The 15,558-nt window shown below is 67.2% G+C and carries 13 protein-coding genes and 2 pseudogenes; 5 read left to right on the top strand and 10 right to left on the bottom strand.

Translation table 11 applies throughout. The features are described from left to right. Positions 1 to 19: 19 nt before the first annotated feature. Positions 20 to 223: a DUF2093 domain-containing protein gene (locus tag H5J25_RS01100; RefSeq protein ID WP_202093943.1), complete on the bottom strand. Its 204-nt coding sequence runs from the start codon at positions 221 to 223 to the stop codon at positions 20 to 22. 14 nt (positions 224 to 237) lie between these two features. Continuing rightward, positions 238 to 1,618 (bottom strand): annotated as a pseudogene (gene xseA / locus H5J25_RS01095) (exodeoxyribonuclease VII large subunit). Between xseA and purD the strand changes: the two are divergent. Both purD and H5J25_RS01085 read left to right on the top strand, forming a co-directional pair. Then, the gene (gene purD, locus H5J25_RS01090) at positions 1,617 to 2,882 is read left to right on the top strand and encodes a phosphoribosylamine--glycine ligase (protein ID WP_202093942.1); all 1,266 of its coding nucleotides are present in this window, start codon (positions 1,617 to 1,619) and stop codon (positions 2,880 to 2,882) included. The pseudogene xseA and the gene purD overlap by 2 nt on opposite strands. Positions 2,883 to 2,995: 113 nt before the next feature. Then, entirely contained in the window at positions 2,996 to 3,727 is a 732-nt protein-coding gene (locus H5J25_RS01085) for a hypothetical protein (protein WP_202093940.1), read from the top strand. Between the two features lie 250 nt (positions 3,728 to 3,977). Here the strand turns inward: H5J25_RS01085 and H5J25_RS01080 are convergent, their stop codons facing one another. Next, complete coding sequence (locus H5J25_RS01080) at positions 3,978 to 5,315, bottom strand: hemolysin family protein (protein ID WP_225883261.1); 1,338 nt, start codon at positions 5,313 to 5,315, stop codon at positions 3,978 to 3,980. A gap of 163 nt (positions 5,316 to 5,478) precedes the next feature. On the opposite strand from H5J25_RS01080, the gene H5J25_RS01075 reads away from it, so the two are divergent. Then, positions 5,479 to 6,156, top strand: a complete 678-nt coding sequence (locus H5J25_RS01075; protein ID WP_202093938.1) for an OmpA family protein — start codon at positions 5,479 to 5,481, stop codon at positions 6,154 to 6,156. A gap of 180 nt (positions 6,157 to 6,336) precedes the next feature. On the opposite strand, the gene H5J25_RS01070 is transcribed toward H5J25_RS01075, so the two are convergent. Next, positions 6,337 to 6,777, bottom strand: coding sequence for a nucleoside deaminase (locus H5J25_RS01070; protein ID WP_225883260.1), 441 nt, complete (start codon positions 6,775 to 6,777; stop codon positions 6,337 to 6,339). 79 nt (positions 6,778 to 6,856) lie between these two features. Next, complete coding sequence (locus tag H5J25_RS01065; RefSeq protein ID WP_202093936.1) at positions 6,857 to 7,096, bottom strand: hypothetical protein; 240 nt, start codon at positions 7,094 to 7,096, stop codon at positions 6,857 to 6,859. A 164-nt stretch (positions 7,097 to 7,260) separates the two neighbouring features. On the opposite strand from H5J25_RS01065, the gene rpmB reads away from it, so the two are divergent. Continuing rightward, positions 7,261 to 7,557, top strand: a complete 297-nt coding sequence (gene rpmB / locus H5J25_RS01060) for a 50S ribosomal protein L28 (protein WP_055774133.1) — start codon at positions 7,261 to 7,263, stop codon at positions 7,555 to 7,557. Between the two features lie 103 nt (positions 7,558 to 7,660). On the opposite strand, the gene H5J25_RS01055 is transcribed toward rpmB, so the two are convergent. Next, entirely contained in the window at positions 7,661 to 8,674 is a 1,014-nt protein-coding gene (locus H5J25_RS01055; protein WP_202093934.1) for an esterase-like activity of phytase family protein, read from the bottom strand. 183 nt (positions 8,675 to 8,857) lie between these two features. Between H5J25_RS01055 and H5J25_RS01050 the strand changes: the two genes are divergently transcribed. After that, complete coding sequence (locus H5J25_RS01050) at positions 8,858 to 9,250, top strand: glycine zipper 2TM domain-containing protein (RefSeq protein WP_202093932.1); 393 nt, start codon at positions 8,858 to 8,860, stop codon at positions 9,248 to 9,250. A 367-nt stretch (positions 9,251 to 9,617) separates the two neighbouring features. On the opposite strand, the pseudogene phbB reads toward H5J25_RS01050, so the two are convergent. The 4 genes and pseudogenes from phbB to H5J25_RS01030 form a co-directional block, all read right to left on the bottom strand. Further along, a pseudogene (gene phbB, locus H5J25_RS01045) lies at positions 9,618 to 10,339 on the bottom strand (acetoacetyl-CoA reductase). A gap of 37 nt (positions 10,340 to 10,376) precedes the next feature. Next, on the bottom strand, positions 10,377 to 11,336 hold the full coding sequence (hemH, locus tag H5J25_RS01040) for a ferrochelatase (protein ID WP_404829559.1): 960 nt from the start codon (positions 11,334 to 11,336) through the stop codon (positions 10,377 to 10,379). Between the two features lie 43 nt (positions 11,337 to 11,379). Further along, positions 11,380 to 13,620: a xanthine dehydrogenase family protein molybdopterin-binding subunit gene (locus tag H5J25_RS01035; RefSeq protein ID WP_202093928.1), complete on the bottom strand. Its 2,241-nt coding sequence runs from the start codon at positions 13,618 to 13,620 to the stop codon at positions 11,380 to 11,382. Between the two features lie 202 nt (positions 13,621 to 13,822). Next, a complete protein-coding gene (locus tag H5J25_RS01030; RefSeq protein ID WP_202093926.1) occupies positions 13,823 to 15,553 on the bottom strand; it encodes a class I adenylate-forming enzyme family protein in 1,731 nt (576 codons plus the stop codon). Positions 15,554 to 15,558: the final 5 nt, after the last annotated feature.

Genomic DNA, 15,558 nt, shown 5'->3' with positions numbered 1-15,558 from the left:
CCGCACGCCCGCGTGAAGATCACGCGGCGGGGCTCATCGCTTTCGTCGCCAGCTCGGCACTGGCATAGGCTTCCTGCGCCGCGACGCTCCAGTAGCGCAGATCCTCCAGCGAGATCCGCTCGCCGCTCACCGCGCACAGCACGTGATCGCCCGGCGCCAGCACGCGGAAGCCGTTCGCCATGTAATGCAGCTTTGCGGGGCGATCGGTGTTCGACATCAACATGGGGGCGTCCGGACCTAGAGCAGAGTGGGCTGTTCGGGCGTCTTCCCGGCAGTCGCCTTGTCATAGGCTTTGGCCGGCTTCTGCTCAAGGCGCGCATCGACCGGGCCGTCGCGGAAGTGGAGCGTGACGGCGCCCGCCGCCCGCGCCGCCGCCGCGCTCGTCACCACCGCCCCCGATGGCCGCGCCGAGACGCGGACGTATCCGCGATCCAGCAGCTTGTCGGGGTTGAGCGATCTCGACCAGCCGCCACGTCGCGTTCAGCCGGTCCCCCGCGGACGCCAGTTGCCGTTCCAGCACCGACAGGCGGAGCGCACCACCCGACCGGTCCAGCTGCCCGCGCGCCAGCGTCACGCGCCGTTCCAGCCCGCGGTCCAGCCGCGCGCCCGCCTCGTCCGCACGCTGGCGCTGGGGCCCGAGCAACGCGTCGCGCTTCGGCAGCACCCGCACCAGCGCGTCCAGCCGTTCCCGGCTGCGCTCGTGCGTCCGCCGGGCGCAGCGTTCGGTACGCTGGCGGAACCCGTCCAGCGTCAGGCGCAGGTCGGCGAGGACGGGGACCGCCATCTCCGCCGCGGCGGTCGGCGTCGGCGCGCGCAGGTCGGCGGCGAAATCGCACAATGTCGTGTCCGTTTCATGCCCTACAGCGGAGATGATCGGGATCGAACAGGCGGCGACCGCGCGCACCACGACTTCCTCGTTGAACGCCCACAGATCCTCGATCGAGCCGCCGCCGCGCGCGACGATGACCAGATCGGGCCGCGTCCCCGCCGGCATCGCGTCGAACCCCGCCACTGCCGCCGCGACTTCCTTCGCCGATCCGTCGCCCTGCACCTTGACCGGCCAGACCAGCACATGCGTCGGGCAGCGATCCTCCAGCCGGTGCAGGATGTCGCGGATCACCGCCCCCGTCGGCGATGTCACGACCCCGATCGTGCGCGGCAGGAACGGCAGGCGCTTCTTGCGCAAGGGATCGAACAACCCCTCGCCCGCCAGCTTCGCCTTAAGCTTTTCCAGCAAGGCCATCAGCGCGCCTTCGCCGGCCAGTTCCATCCGGTCGATCACGATCTGGTATTTGGATCGCCCCGGATAGGTCGTGATCTTGCCGGTCGCGATCACCTCGATCCCGTCCTGCGGCTGGAACGGCAGGTTCGCGACCGAGCCCTTCCACATCACGCCGTCGATCACCGCACTGTCGTCCTTCAGGCTCATATAGGCATGGCCGGAAGCGACGCGCTTGTACCCCGACAGTTCGCCGCGCAGCCGGACATGGCCGAACTCGCCCTCCACCACGCGCTTCAGCTTCTGCGCCAGTTCGCCGACGCCCATCGCGGCGGCGTTGTCGCCCGGCATCTCCTCGGCTACCAGCCGGTGCGACGTATCGAAAAAGGGGTCGGCCATGAATATCCTGCTGATCGGCTCCGGGGGCCGTGAACATGCGCTCGCGTGGCGGCTGGCGCAATCGCCGGGCACCACTAAACTGTTCGCCGCGCCGGGCAATCCGGGGATTGCGGAGCATGCCGAGCTGGTCGATCTTGACCCGGCGGACCACCGCGCGGTGATCGATTTCTGCCACCGCCATTCGATCCACTTCGTCGTCATCGGGCCGGAAGCGCCACTGGTCGACGGTCTTGCCGACAATATCCGCACGATGGGCCTGCCCGTCTTCGGCCCGAACAAGGCGGCGGCGCAGCTGGAAGGATCGAAGATCTTCACCAAGGACCTGTGCCGCCGGTCGAACATCCCGACCGCCGCTTATGCCCGGGTTACCTCGCGCGACGGCGCGCTGGCGACGCTGCAGGATTTCGGCATTCCGGTGGTGATCAAGGCGGACGGCCTCGCCGCGGGCAAGGGCGTCACCGTCGCGATGACGCGGGCCGAGGCGGAAGAGGCGATCGCCGACCTGTTCTCCGTGCCCAAGGCCGAGGCGGTGATCGAGGAATTCCTGGAGGGCGAGGAAGTCAGCCTGTTCGTGCTGACCGACGGGACTGCGATGATGCCGTTCGGCACCGCGCAGGATCACAAGCGCGTCGGCGACGGCGATGTCGGGCCGAACACCGGCGGCATGGGCGCATACAGCCCCGCGCCGGTGCTCACCCCGGATCTGGAACGCCGCGCGATGGAGGAGATCGTCGCGCCGACCGTGGCGGCGATGGCGGCGGCGGGCATGCCGTTTTCGGGCGTCCTCTATGCCGGGCTGATGCTGACCGCGGATGGCCCGAAGCTGATCGAATATAATGCGCGGTTCGGCGATCCCGAATGCCAGGTGCTGATGATGCGCTATCGCGGCGACCTGCTGGAACTGCTGCTCGCCGTGGCGCGCGGTACGCTTGGCGATCATCCCGCGCCCGATTTCACCGACGAGGTCGCGCTGACCGTCGTGATGGCGGCGAACGGCTATCCCGGCACGCCCGACAAGGGCGGCACGATCGACGGAATCGTGGCGGCGGAGGTGGACGGTGCCCGTATCTTCCAGGCCGGCACGGCGCGCGTCGGGGGCAGGCTGGTCGCGGCGGGTGGCCGCGTGCTGGCCGTGACCGCGCTCGCGACGGACATCGAGACGGCGCAGGCGCAGGCCTACGCCGCGGTCGAGCGGATCGACTTTCCCAGCGGCTTCAACCGCAGCGACATCGGATGGCGGGAAATCGAACGGCAGGCCGGCTGACCGTCCGTCCGCGATCGGACCAACCAACATTGGCGACCATAGCGGGATTGACCGGTAGCTTCGGACGCACGCGCCTGCGATAAGGCGCGACGCGCGGCCATTGGAGTATCGCAGTGACGGAAACGACGACCATTTTCACCATGGCGCAATTCGGGTTGATCGGCCTGTTCGCCATTCTCGCGATCGTCGGCATCCTGTTCGGCATGCGCCTGAAACGCCGCCGCATCCGGGCGGAGAAGGAAGTCGATGCGCACCGTGAGGCTGCGATCGACGCCGAGGATGGACCGGCAACGCCTGCCCGCGTCGCGCCCCCGCCACCCGCGCCCAGGGCCGTGGAGCGCGAGGCCCCTGCCGCCGCTCCGATCCCGCCTGCTCCGACACCCGCCGCCCCCGTCCCGGCCGCCCCGACTCCCTCGGCCCCCATTTCCGGCGAACCGGCCGTGGAAGCACCGGCCTCCGAACCGCAGGCGGCATCGCAGACCGCCCCCGTCGCTCCGTCCGCGCCTGTTTCGACGCCCGCGCCCACCGCGCCGCCGCCCGTGGACCGCGCGATCGAGGCGGCCGAACCGACGGCCGCACCCGCTGCGCCCGCGTCCACCCCGCTTGCCGGCAATATCACGCAGTTGAAGGGCCTTGGCCCCAAACTCGCCGCGACGCTGGCGGACCTCGGCATCACACGCGTCGATCAGATCGCCGCGATGAGCCCCGCCGATCTTGCCGATCTCGACGCGCGGCTGGGCGCCTTCAAGGGCCGCCCCACGCGCGACCGCTGGGCCGAACAGGCGGCCTTGCTGGTGGCCGGGGACCGTGCGGCGTACGAAGCGGAGTTCGGCAAGCTGGGCTGAGCCGACTTCCCCGCCTTTGTCGTCACCCCGGACTCGTTCCGGGGTCCACCCCGCCGCGAGCCCACCGTTAGAGTATCATCGTCGTCGCAAGCCGCCGGGTGGGCATCGGAACGCGTCCGCCTTGATGGGATACCCTGCCCCCCACCCGTTCGTGCTGAGCCTGTCGAAGCACCTGTCCTGCGCTACCCGCCCTTCGACACGCTCAGGACGAACGGCAGGTATGGATGGGCCTACGTCGTAAGCCGCAAACTCAGCCGCGCGAAACGACCGCGCTGACCAGCAACTTGTCGATCCGCCGCCCGTCGAGATCGACCACCTCGAACTTCCAGCCCTGCTCGACGAAGCTTTCGCCCTCGCCGGGCAGGTGACGGAAGACCGCAAGCGCCAACCCGGCGACGGTCGCATAATCCCGGTCCTCGGGCAGGTCGATGCCGAGCCGCTCGGCCAGCGCATCCACCGCCATCTGGCCCGACACCAGCAACGATCCGTCGTCGCGCTCCACGACGGACGGCGAATCCTCCGGATTGCTGTCGGACGCGAACTCGCCGGCGATCGCGGCAAGCAGGTCGGCCGGTGTGACGATGCCTTCGAAATGGCCGTATTCGTCGTGCAGCAACGCCATCGGCACTTCCGCCTGCCGCAGCGCGCTCAACGCGTCCATCGCGTCCAGCTGATCCAGCACGACCGGCGCCTGGCGCAGCAGCGCGCGCAGATCGAGCGGATCGTTGCCGAGCAGGGCGATCGCGATGTCGCGCGCCTGCACCACCCCGATCACCGCATCGACCGATCCTTCAGCCACCGGCAACCGGCTGTGCGTCATGCCGAGCAGCGCCGCGCGGATACCGTCTTCCTCCAGCCCGATATCGATCCATTCGATTTCGGTCCGCGGCGTCATCACCTCGCGCACGGGACGATCGGCGAGCCGGACCACGCCCGAGATGATCGAGCGTTCATGCTCCTCGATCACGCCCGATTTGCTCGCCTCCGCGACGATCAGATGCAGTTCCTCGGCGGTGACGTGATCCTCGGTCTCGCGCTTCAGTCGCATCAGCTTGAACAGCAAGGCGCTGGACGAATCGAGCAGCCAGCCGAGCGGCGCGGTGCCCCAGGCGATCCAGCGCATCGGCGGCGCCATGAACGCGGCGATCGGTTCGGGCGCACGCAGCGCGATCTGCTTGGGAACGAGTTCGCCGACGATCAGCGAGAAATAGGTCGTGATGCCGATGACCAGCGCGAAGCCGATCGTGCCCGTCGTTTCCGGCGAAAAGCCCAGCCAGCCAAGCCGCGCGGCGACCGGCGCACCCAGGCTCGCGCCCGAATAGGCACCCGCCAGAATACCGATCAGCGTGATGCCGATCTGCACCGTCGACAGGAATTTTCCGGGATCGGCGGCGAGCAGCATCGCGGCGCGTGCGCCACGTTTCCCTGCGCGCGCCATCGCTTCCAGCCGGGCCTTGCGCGCGGAGACGATCGCCAGTTCGGACATCGCGAAGACGCCGTTCAACGCGATCAGCGCGAGGATGATCGCCACGTCGATCCAGGGGAAGGGGGAAGCGGTGCCATGTCGCTGCACAGGCTCTTGCAGCACATCGCCGCGATTGCCAACCGATCTTCTGGGAAATCGCGCTGGCAGTTGCTCCAGATTGCGTTCAAATCGCTCCCGGAACAATTGGACGCAGGCCCGAGTTGTCCGGCCGAAACCAATACAGACGGCCGTCGCCATCGCGCCCGCCACCAAAGGAGTGAAGTCCATGCCCTCACCGAAATTGCTGATCGGCGCCGCAATGGCCGTCGTCCTGACCGCCAGCGGTTGCGTCACGGATCCGGAAACCGGGCAGCGTTCGATCTCGAAGACCGCGCTGGGCGGTATCGGCGGCGCGCTCGGCGGCTATCTGCTCGGCGACATCGTCGGCGGACGCAACGACCGGACCGCGAAGATCGTCGGCGCGGGTCTGGGCGGCATCGCGGGGGCCGGGATCGGCGCCTATATGGACAATCAGGAACGCGAACTCCGCGCCCGTACGGCCGGCACCGACGTGCAGGTGATCCGTCAGGGCGACGATCTGATCCTCAACATCCCGTCGGGCATCAACTTCGCCTATAACAGCGCCGACGTGCAGCCGCAGTTCCGCAGCACGCTGGACCGCGTCTCCGACGTGCTCGGCCAGTATCGCGAGACGTATATCGACGTGTACGGCCACACCGATTCGACCGGCAGCGACGCCTATAATCAGGGTCTGTCGGAACGTCGCGCGATCTCGGTCGCCGATTACCTGTCGGGCCACGGCGTGCAATCCGCCCGCATCGCGACCCGCGGCTACGGCGAGACGCAGCCGATCGCCTCCAACGATACCGAAGACGGCCGCGCCGCCAACCGTCGCGTCGAAATCAAGATCGTCCCCATCTCGCAGAACGACCTGCGTCGATAGAACACGGCGCAGGTAGAATAGGGCGCCGCTGGACATGGCGCCCCTTTTACCGACCCGTTCGTGCTGAGCTTGTCGAAGCACAGGTGCCTCGCACATGACCTCGACAGGTTCGGGCGAACGGGACCGTGACCTTGGTCCAGCCTTGGGAACAAGCAGCGTGTGCGCGCTCTCGGGATAACGTCACCGCCGTCCCGCAAAAAATCCCTTCAGCAGCGCACCCGCCTCTTCCTCGCCGATGCCGGAATAGATTTCGGGCCGGTGATGACAGGTCGGCTGCCCGAAGAATCGCGGTCCATGCGCGACCGCGCCGCCCTTGGCATCTTCTGCTCCGTAATAGAGCCGCGCAATCCGGGCATGCGCGATCGCACCCGCGCACATCGCGCACGGCTCCAGCGTCACCCACAGATCGCAATCGTCCAGCCGGTCGCGGCCGAGCGCCTGCGCGGCGGCGCGAATCGCCAGTATCTCGGCATGCGCGGTGGGGTCGTTCAGCGCACGCGGCGCATTGGCGGCGGTGGCGACGATCTTCCCGTCGAGCATCACGACGGCACCCACCGGAACCTCTCCCGCGGCCGCGGCGGTGGCGGCGGCATCCAGTGCGGCGCGCATAGGGGCGGGCATCGGGAACATCCCTGCCCTATGCCCGCTCTCCGCGGTCACCGCCATGCCTGTCCAGGCGTGGCGGGACGGGCCGATACCATTACTGCGCGGTCGAATTGCCTTCCGGACGATCGACCTTCAGCGTCGGGACGGCGACGGTCTTGTTCTCGGTGCCGACGACGATCTTCGCGACGTCCGCATTCACCTTGGGCGCGCTGCCGCCTTCGACATGCACGCTCGGTAGCGATCCCGGCGAGGCGTTCAGTTTCAGCAGCCCGACCGACATGAGGCCGACGACGACCAGGGCGGCAAGCCCGATCAGGATTAGGATAGCGCGCATGTGAGTCCTCCCGTGGAATCGAATCGTTTGCGTAATAACGCCGCCATTGCGCGCATGGTTGCATCGTTTTCTTGCGTGAATCGGTTGACGCCCTTGCCCGATCCGGCTATCCGCGCCGCCTTTACAGGACACCGTCTGGCGTCCGGAAATCAGGATTAGCGAACATGTCGCGCATTTGCGAGCTGACCGGCAAGGGCCGGATGGTGGGTAACAACGTTTCCCACGCGAACAACAAGACCAAGCGGACATTCCTGCCGAATCTGCAGAACGTGACGCTGATGTCGGACGCACTCGGCACTTCGGTCAAGCTGCGCGTCTCGACGCACGGCCTGCGTTCGGTCGAGCATGTCGGCGGCCTGGACAACTGGCTGGTCAAGACGACCGACGACAAGCTGTCGCTGCGTGCACGTCGCCTGAAGCGCGATGTCCGCAAGAAGCTCGACACGGCGGTCGCCGCCTAACAGTCCTTGCGTATAGCGAGATTGCCGGCCCGCTCTTCATATCGGAGAGCGGGCCGTCGGCGTTTGTGTCGCGGTCGAAGACCAAGGCTATGGCCGGGCTGGGCTAGCGGCCCGGTACCCCGAGCACCGCGGGGTCCAGTCGGAACTTGAGCAACAGGCTGCGTTGCAGGAACAGCTGGTTGTCGTCCGACACCATCCAGATCACCGTGTCATCGCCCTCGCGCACCACCGCGATCCCCTCAAAATTATCGTGCAGCACCGGCGCGGCGAAGGTCGCGATCTCTTCCCCCCGCACGCGTTCGCCCGGCCGAATCGCTTTCGGATCGACGATAGTCAGCTTGGCCGTGAAGTTGAAAGGGAAGGTGAAGGCACGGTTGAGCACCAGTATCCGCCCGTCCGGCAGCAACGCCGCGTCGCTCGGATCGTAATCGGCGGGCGGCATATACAGGAAGCGGAATCCGGCATTGGGCCGCGCGGTAGGATCGCCCGCGAATCGGATCGCGATGCGTCCGGCCCCGCGCTTGCCGGTGCTGGTCTTCGGTCGCGTCGTTTCAGAGAATACGATCGTCGCGCCGTCCGCCAGCCGCACCATCGCCTCCGGCCCGCCATTCTCGTTCCATTTCCGCATCGCGCGGGGTGCGGCGTGCCGGCACACCCTGGTCAGGTCGCGATCGTATCGCCAGATTGCATTGGCGAATTCGAACCCGATCGACCGGTCGCCCGTCGCCGGATCGACGATGATCGATTCGCTGTCCCGGTCGCGCTTTCTCCATCCCGTATCGGGGCCGCCGGGCAATTCGGCGAACTGGCGCGCACTGATCCCCCATCGCCCGTCCAGATCGAATCGCACGATATTGCCGCCGTCGCTCAGCAGCGTGAAGCGCCGCCCCTCGACCGTCAGCGACGAAAACCCGCCAAATACCGGATCCGGACTCTTCAGTTCGACCCCGCCCAGATAGGTCAGCCGCCCGACCGTCCGGCGCGCCGGATCGCTTGCGTCCAGCGCCACCGGCGTCGCGGTGAAGTCCACCTTCGGCCCCAGCAGCCCGAGCCTAGAGGCACCGTCCCAGCCGGGGGTCAACACGGGCAGCAGCAGGATCAGGAGCCAGGTTCGCACGCGCCCTCATACCCGCGATCCCCCGGCGAGCCAGCCTTTGATCCGCCTGCCCCGCATCATGAACGAAGGATAACGAACGCATTCAGGGATCGCTCAATGCGACTCGGGCAGAAGTCATGTCATCGAAGGAGTTCAGCCGCTTCGTCGAACAGATTTTACGATGCACGGCCTGGGAGAAAGACGATGTTCAAGAAATTCACGCTCGCTGCCACCGCAATCGCCATGAGCTCCGCCGCTCTGGTCTCCGCCACGCCCGCTTCGGCGCAGCGTTATAGCGATGGCTATTATGGCGACCAGTATCAGACGCAGTATCGCGGCTATCGCGATGACCGCCGCAATTACCGCGACGACCGCCGCAACTATCGCGACGACCGCCGCTACTACAACAACCGCCGCAGCAACCGTTGCGACAATACCGGCGGTACGGTGATCGGCGCGATCGCCGGCGGCCTGCTCGGCAACGTCGTCGCCGGACGCGGCGACCGCCTGCTCGGCACGGTGCTGGGTGCCGGTGGTGGCGCACTTGCCGGTCGCGCGATCGATCGCTCGGACGATCCGCGCGGTTGCCGCCGCTGATCCCGGACACAGGGTTTCCCCTATCCCTCGTGTTGCGTAGCTGAGGGCGAAGGCCGGTTCCCGATTTCGGGGGCCGGCCTTCAACGTTTTGGCGGTTTGAACCCTGTGTGGCAGACCCGTTCGTCCGAAACTCTTCGGAGGCCCGATCCAAGCCACCGTTCGTCCTGAGCTTGTCGAAGGGCGGGATCTGGGGACAGGTGCTTCGACAGGCTCAGCGCGAACGGGGTGGGAAAATTGTGGTTCGGCGCGAATAGCTTACCAACGCCGCCAGCAAAGCCGTCGGCCGGAGCGGGGGACCAAGCCCCCGCCCCGCCGGCCCCGCCGGGCGCTGCGCCTTGCGCATCGGCGGCTTTGCCGCCGGCGCCCGTCAGTACATATGCTGCCCGCCGTTGATCGACAGCGTCGATCCGGTGACGAACCCGCCATCCTCGGAACACAGGAACGCCACGCCGCGCGCGATCTCGTGCGCCTGCCCAAGCCGTCCGACCGGGATTTTCGCGACGATCTTCTCCAGCACATCGGCCGGCACAGCGGCGACCATGTCGGTGTCGATATAGCCCGGTGCGATCGCATTCACCGTTACGCCGGCCCGCGCGCCTTCCTGCGCCAGCGCCTTGGTGAAGCCGTGAATGCCCGATTTCGCGGCGGCGTAATTCACCTGGCCATATTGCCCCGCCTGCCCGTTGATCGATCCGATATTGACGATGCGGCCCCATTTGCGGCTGCGCATGCCCGGGAACACCGCCTTCGCCATGTTGAAACAGCCCCCCAGATTGGTGTCCATCACCTCTTTCCAGTCCTGATAGGTCATCTTCAGGATCGTCCCGTCGCGCGTGATGCCGGCATTGTTGACGACGATATCCACGTCGCCCAATTCCTCGGCGACCTGCGCGCAGCCCGCCTGGCAGGCGTCATAGTCGCTGACGTCCCACTTATACGCCTTGATCCCGGTGCGTTCGGTGAACTCGCGCGCGCGTTCGTCATTGCCGGCATAGTTCGCCGCGACGGACAGCCCCATATCCCTCAGCGCAAGGCTGATCGCCTCGCCGATACCACGCGTACCCCCGTGACAATTGCGACGCGTGCCATATCTCTCTCCTGGGTTAGCTGTTGCTGCAACCGGACGCTACGGCCTTGGCGTCCAGCCTTCAAGCTCCCGTGCGATCAACCTTTGTAACATATGAATGCCGGGCTCGCTGTCGTTCAGGCACGGCAGATATGCGAAATGCGTTCCACCGGCCGCGACGAAGCTCTCGCGCCCGCGAATACTCAGTTCCTCCAGCGTTTCGAGACAATCGGCGGAAAAGCCCGGCGCCAGGATCGCGACCTTCTTCACACCCGTTCCCGGCAAGGCCTCCAGCGTTACGTCGGTCGCCGGAGTCAGCCATTTTGCCCGCCCGAAGCGCGACTGGAACGCCACGATCACCTCGCGTCCCATCGCGGCGGCCAGCAGTCGCGCGGTCTTCTGGCAGTGGCAATGATACGGATCACCCAGCTCCAGCGTGCGCTGCGGCATGCCGTGAAAACTGGCGACGATCGCCTCGGGCTCGAAATCCAGCGCCGCCAGCGACGTTTCGACCGACGTCTTCAGCGCGGCGATATAGGACTCGTCGTCGTGATAGGGCGGCAACGTGCGCACCGCCGGTTGCCAGCGCATCCCCGCCAATACGGCGAACGCCTTGTCGTTGGCAGTTGCGGTCGTCGCGGCGCAATATTGCGGATACAACGGCGCGATCAGGATGCGCTCGCACCCCGCATCCTTCATCGCCTGCAAGCGGTGCGCGATCGACGGATTCCCGTAGCGCATCGCCCAGTCGACCAGCACGCCGGGGCCGAACGCGTCCTTCAGCGCCGCCGCCTGCAACCGCGTGATCGCGGCGAGCGGCGACCCATCCTCGCGCCATACCAGACCGTAGGCGTGCGCGGATTTTTTCGGGCGCGTGTTCAGGATGATGCCGCGCAGGATCGGCTGCCATGCGATCTGCGGGATTTCCACGACGCGGCGATCGGACAGGAATTCGCCGAGATAGCGTTTGACCGATTTCGCATCCGGGCCGTCGGGCGTGCCGAGGTTGGTCAGCAGCACGCCGATCTTGGGCTTCGGTACGGGGGGTGGCCGGGAGGAAGGATCACATGTCTCCAAATCTGAGCGGAAGCCCGCGCATCCGCACGCCGGTGGCGGATTGCAATGCGTTGGCGATGGCCGGCGCGACCGGCGGCACCGCGAGTTCGCTGACCCCGCCCGGTTCCGCCTCGCTGCGGATCAGTTCGACGGTGATGTCGGGCGTATCGGCCAGGCGCGGCAGGTTGAGATCGGCCAGCGTCCGCGCATCCGCTAGGTTCTCGGTAAAGCCGGTCGATGCGCCGATCGCCTGTGCCATGCCGAAGATCAATCCGCCCTCGATCATCTGGCGGACGATATCGGGGTTCACCTGACGTCCGCAATCGACCGCGGCGACGATCCGGTCGACGCTGATCGCCTGGCCGTCACCCATATGCGCCTCGACCAGCACCGCGATATAGCTGCCCCGGAATGCATGGCAGGCGATGCCCTGGCCGCTGCCGGGAATACCGCCTTCCCAACCGCCCAGCGACGCGACCGTCGACAGGCATCGCGCCAGCCGGATGTCGCTGCCCAGCATCCCGATCCGGTAGGATAAAGGTTCGGTATTCGCGACATGCGCCAGCTCGTCGAGGAAGCATTCGGTGAAGAAACAGGTGTAGCTGTGCGCACCCGACCGCCAATGCCCGGTGGGCACGCCGATCTCCGCGGGGTGGTGATCGACCGCGTAACTCGGGATGCGATAGAATGGCCGTGCGCCGGCCACGGCATAGCGATCCCCGCTGCCCCCCGCCTTCATCGCCAGCCCCGCGATCCGGTCCCCCGGCATCAATCGGTCCAGCAATTCGTGCCCGGTCGGCGGTGCGGCGATCTTGGCGAGCCACCCGCTAATCTGTCCGTTCGCCGCCAGCCGCGCGGTCATGCGGGCGGCGGCGGGCGGGCGATAGCGGTCGTGCAATATGTCCTCGCTGCGCGACCAGACGAGCTGCACCGGCCGCTTCATTTCCCGCGCGAGTAACGCCGCCTGCTCCGCCACCAGATTTTCCAGATTGGCGCCGAACGATCCCCCGGCGAGCATGGCGTGAACCGTCACGTCATTCTCCGCGATCCCAAGCGTCGCCGCGGCGGCGGCGCGCGCCAGCCCCGGCGCTTGTGTCGGCAACCACAATTCCAGCCGTCCACCGGCGAAAGACGCGGTCGCCGTCATCGTTTCGGCCGCGGCATGCACAGCTAGTCCGGCGCGATACTCCGCCGTGACGACGCTCGCGCCCTTGAACGCCATCGACAGGTCGCCCTGCGACGCCATGCGCGTACCGGGACCGTCCAACGCGGCGGACAAAGCTGAATCGATCGACGCCGTGCCGATAATCGCGCCCGTCGTGACGAAGCGGGGCTTCAGCGCATCCAGCGCCATGTTCGCCGCCCACCAGCTGTTCGCCACGGCCGCGACCCAGCGATCGTTCGTCACCACCGCCATGACGCCGCGGATCCGGTCCGCCGCCGCGCGATCGACGCGGATCAGCTTGCTGTCGCCGACCGGTCCCTGCCGGATGCTGGCATAGACCATGTCGGGCAGGCGGATATCGCCCGCGAAATTCGCCGATCCGTCGACCTTCGCCGGCACGTCCAGCCGGGGCAGCGACTTGCCGTACAGCCGGTTGCCGTCCGGCCCACGCAACGGGATCGGGCTCGGCACAGAGCCCCCCGCCGCTTCCGCTGCCAGTTCGGCGAAGCGGATCTTCTTGTCGCCGTGCAGGACGAAGCCGTTTGCCGTGCCGCACGATTGCCAGTCGACGCCCCAGCGTCCCGCCGCGACCTTGCTCAGCAGGATACGCGCCGACGCGCCCGCCGCGCGCAGCACGTCCTCGAACGCGCGGACCGAGGTCGACCCGGCTGTCAGCATCAGCGCGCTGCGCTGCGCATGTCCGGCGCGCAACGGTGCTGGAACCCCGTCGAACGCACCTTCGAACAGTTCGTCCGCCGCCAGCGTGTTGGCGTAGAGCGGATTGAGCGGCGCGGGCTGCACGCCGACGGTGCGCCAGTCGGCCCCCAATTCGTCCGCCAGGATCTGCGGCAGCGTGGTGAACACGCCCTGCCCGTGCTCGCATTGCGGCACCGCGACGGTGACATGCCCGTCCTCGCCGATCTTCAGCCAGGCGCCGAACACCGTCTCGCCCTTCACCGCGGTCAGGTTCGCGGCATAGTCGCGCGGCCACACCGCCCAGGCGACGAGCAACCCGACCCCCGCCCCGCCGCCGATCAGCAAGGTCCGCCGATCGATCCGGTCCAGTGTGTCGCGCGCGCTCATGCCTTTCGCTCTATCCCGGCGGCGGGAATGGGGGAAGGGGAACCGGTTGCACGCGTTTGTTGCCGCATGCTGTTTCGCGCTACCCCGACCGTCATCCCCGCGCAGGCGGGGATCCATAATCCCGCCGGATTCGAAGGAACCGCACCCCCGCGACTATCGATTCCCGCCTGCGCAGGACTGACGAACCTCGACGCAACAGCCGCTACGAAGCCAAGACTCCCTGCGCCCCCGCCTCGCGCTCCGCCGCCGCCAGCGCCTGATACGCATTCCGCAAAGCGACCCGGTCGATCTTCTCTGTACCCAATCGGGGCAGCGGGTTCGGCGAGGTCCAGATGCGCTGCGGCACCTTGAACGCGGCGATGTGCGCGAACAGGAATGCGCACAGTTCGTCCGGCGTCATGTCCTCGCCCGGGCGATAGACGACGACCGCGCCGGGTACTTCGCCGAACCGCTCGTCGGGCAGGGCGAACACCGCGACCTCGGCGACGCGCGGGTTTTCGTAGATCGCGGCCTCGACCTCCTGGCAGGAGATGTTCTCGCCGCCGCGGATGATGATGTCCTTCTTGCGATCGACGATGAACAGATATCCGTCCTCGTCGAGATAGCCGATGTCGCCGGTCAGGAAATAGCGGTCGGCGGTAAAGGCCGCGGCGGTCGCGTCGGGGCGGCCCCAATATTCCTTGAAGTTTGCCACCGACCGTATGCCGATCTCGCCGCGCTCGCCCTGCGCGACCGGGCGACCCGCATTGTCAAGGATCGCGAGATCGACCAACGGTGCGGACGCGCGCCCGGTGGAATTGGGCTTGGCGAGGTAATTGTCGCGCCAGTTGCCGCAGCCGATGCCGTTCGTCTCGGTCAGGCCGTAGCCCAGCAACGGCGCGCCGCCGCCCTTCGGCCCGCCCATCTCCGTCTTGATCCGCCGCACATGCTCCACCGGGCGCGGCGCACCGCCGGCCGCGAAATCGGTGACCGTCGACAGATCGTATTTTGTGCGGTTCGGGTGCGTCAGGATCTCGAAACTCATCAGCGGCACGCCGACGAAATAGGTCACGCCTTCCTTCTCGATCAGCCGCATCGCTTCCTCGGCATCCCATTTCGGCATCAGCACCAGCTTGCGCCCCATCGCGAAGCTTTGCAGGAACACCGGCACTTCCGCGGTGACGTGGAACAGCGGCACGTTCAGCAGCGTCGCGGGCTGCGTCGTCGGCGGGCTGCCATCCTCGGTCGAGATGCCGAGCATCACCAGCGCCTGCGCCAGATAGTTGAACACCGCCTGCACCACCGCGCGGTGGTCGCTCAGCGCGCCCTTGGACTGGCCGGTCGATCCGCTGGTGAACAGAATCGTCGCATTCGCATCGCCGTCCAGCTCGGGCAGTGCCGCACCCGCTGCGCCCTGCGTCGCGGGGGCGATCGCCTGCGCCAGCGGCAGCGTGTCGACGATCTCGATCACGCGCACCTGCAGCCCGTCGATCTCGGCCAGCCGCTTCGCGCGCGGCGGATCGGCGAACACCAGGCTGCACCCGACATCCCCGATCGCGTCCGCCAGTTCGGACGATTGCCACCAGCCGTTCAGCAGGCACGCGATCCCGCCCGCCATCGTAATTCCCATGTACAAGGCGATCCACGACGGCGAGTTGCGCATCGCGATGCCGATCCGGTCGCCGACCGCCATCCCGCCGCCCGCCAGCGCCTGCGCGATCTTCTGCGCCTCGTCATAGACCTGCCCGAACGTCAGCCGTTCGTCACCCGCGACCAGGAACGTCGCCTCGCGATGCTGCGCGACATAATGCGCGAAATAGTGCGGCAAGGCAGGAGGCGCGACCGCGATCGTCGGCAGCGTCACGCCGTTCAGCATGACCTCCCCCAGCGTCAGTTGCGTGCCGGTCAGCGCGGCCAGCCCATCGTCCATTCGCCGGTCGAGTGTCGTCCGCATCATTC

It is taken from the genome of Sphingomonas aliaeris (genome assembly GCF_016743815.1).
GTDB lineage: Bacteria > Pseudomonadota > Alphaproteobacteria > Sphingomonadales > Sphingomonadaceae > Sphingomonas > Sphingomonas aliaeris.
This window is presented reverse-complemented; position numbering and strand designations above follow the sequence as displayed.

Coding starts and splice junctions, on each gene's coding strand:
- H5J25_RS01075 (WP_202093938.1), top strand. CDS start 5,479: ATGCCCTCACCGAAATTGCTGATCGGCGCCGCAATGGCCGTCGTCCTG.
- purD (WP_202093942.1), top strand. CDS start 1,617: ATGAATATCCTGCTGATCGGCTCCGGGGGCCGTGAACATGCGCTCGCG.
- H5J25_RS01035 (WP_202093928.1), bottom strand. CDS start 13,620: ATGAGCGCGCGCGACACACTGGACCGGATCGATCGGCGGACCTTGCTG.
- H5J25_RS01070 (WP_225883260.1), bottom strand. CDS start 6,777: ATGCCCGCCCCTATGCGCGCCGCACTGGATGCCGCCGCCACCGCCGCG.
- rpmB (WP_055774133.1), top strand. CDS start 7,261: ATGTCGCGCATTTGCGAGCTGACCGGCAAGGGCCGGATGGTGGGTAAC.
- H5J25_RS01065 (WP_202093936.1), bottom strand. CDS start 7,096: ATGCGCGCTATCCTAATCCTGATCGGGCTTGCCGCCCTGGTCGTCGTC.
- H5J25_RS01100 (WP_202093943.1), bottom strand. CDS start 223: ATGTTGATGTCGAACACCGATCGCCCCGCAAAGCTGCATTACATGGCG.
- H5J25_RS01050 (WP_202093932.1), top strand. CDS start 8,858: ATGTTCAAGAAATTCACGCTCGCTGCCACCGCAATCGCCATGAGCTCC.
- H5J25_RS01030 (WP_202093926.1), bottom strand. CDS start 15,553: ATGCGGACGACACTCGACCGGCGAATGGACGATGGGCTGGCCGCGCTG.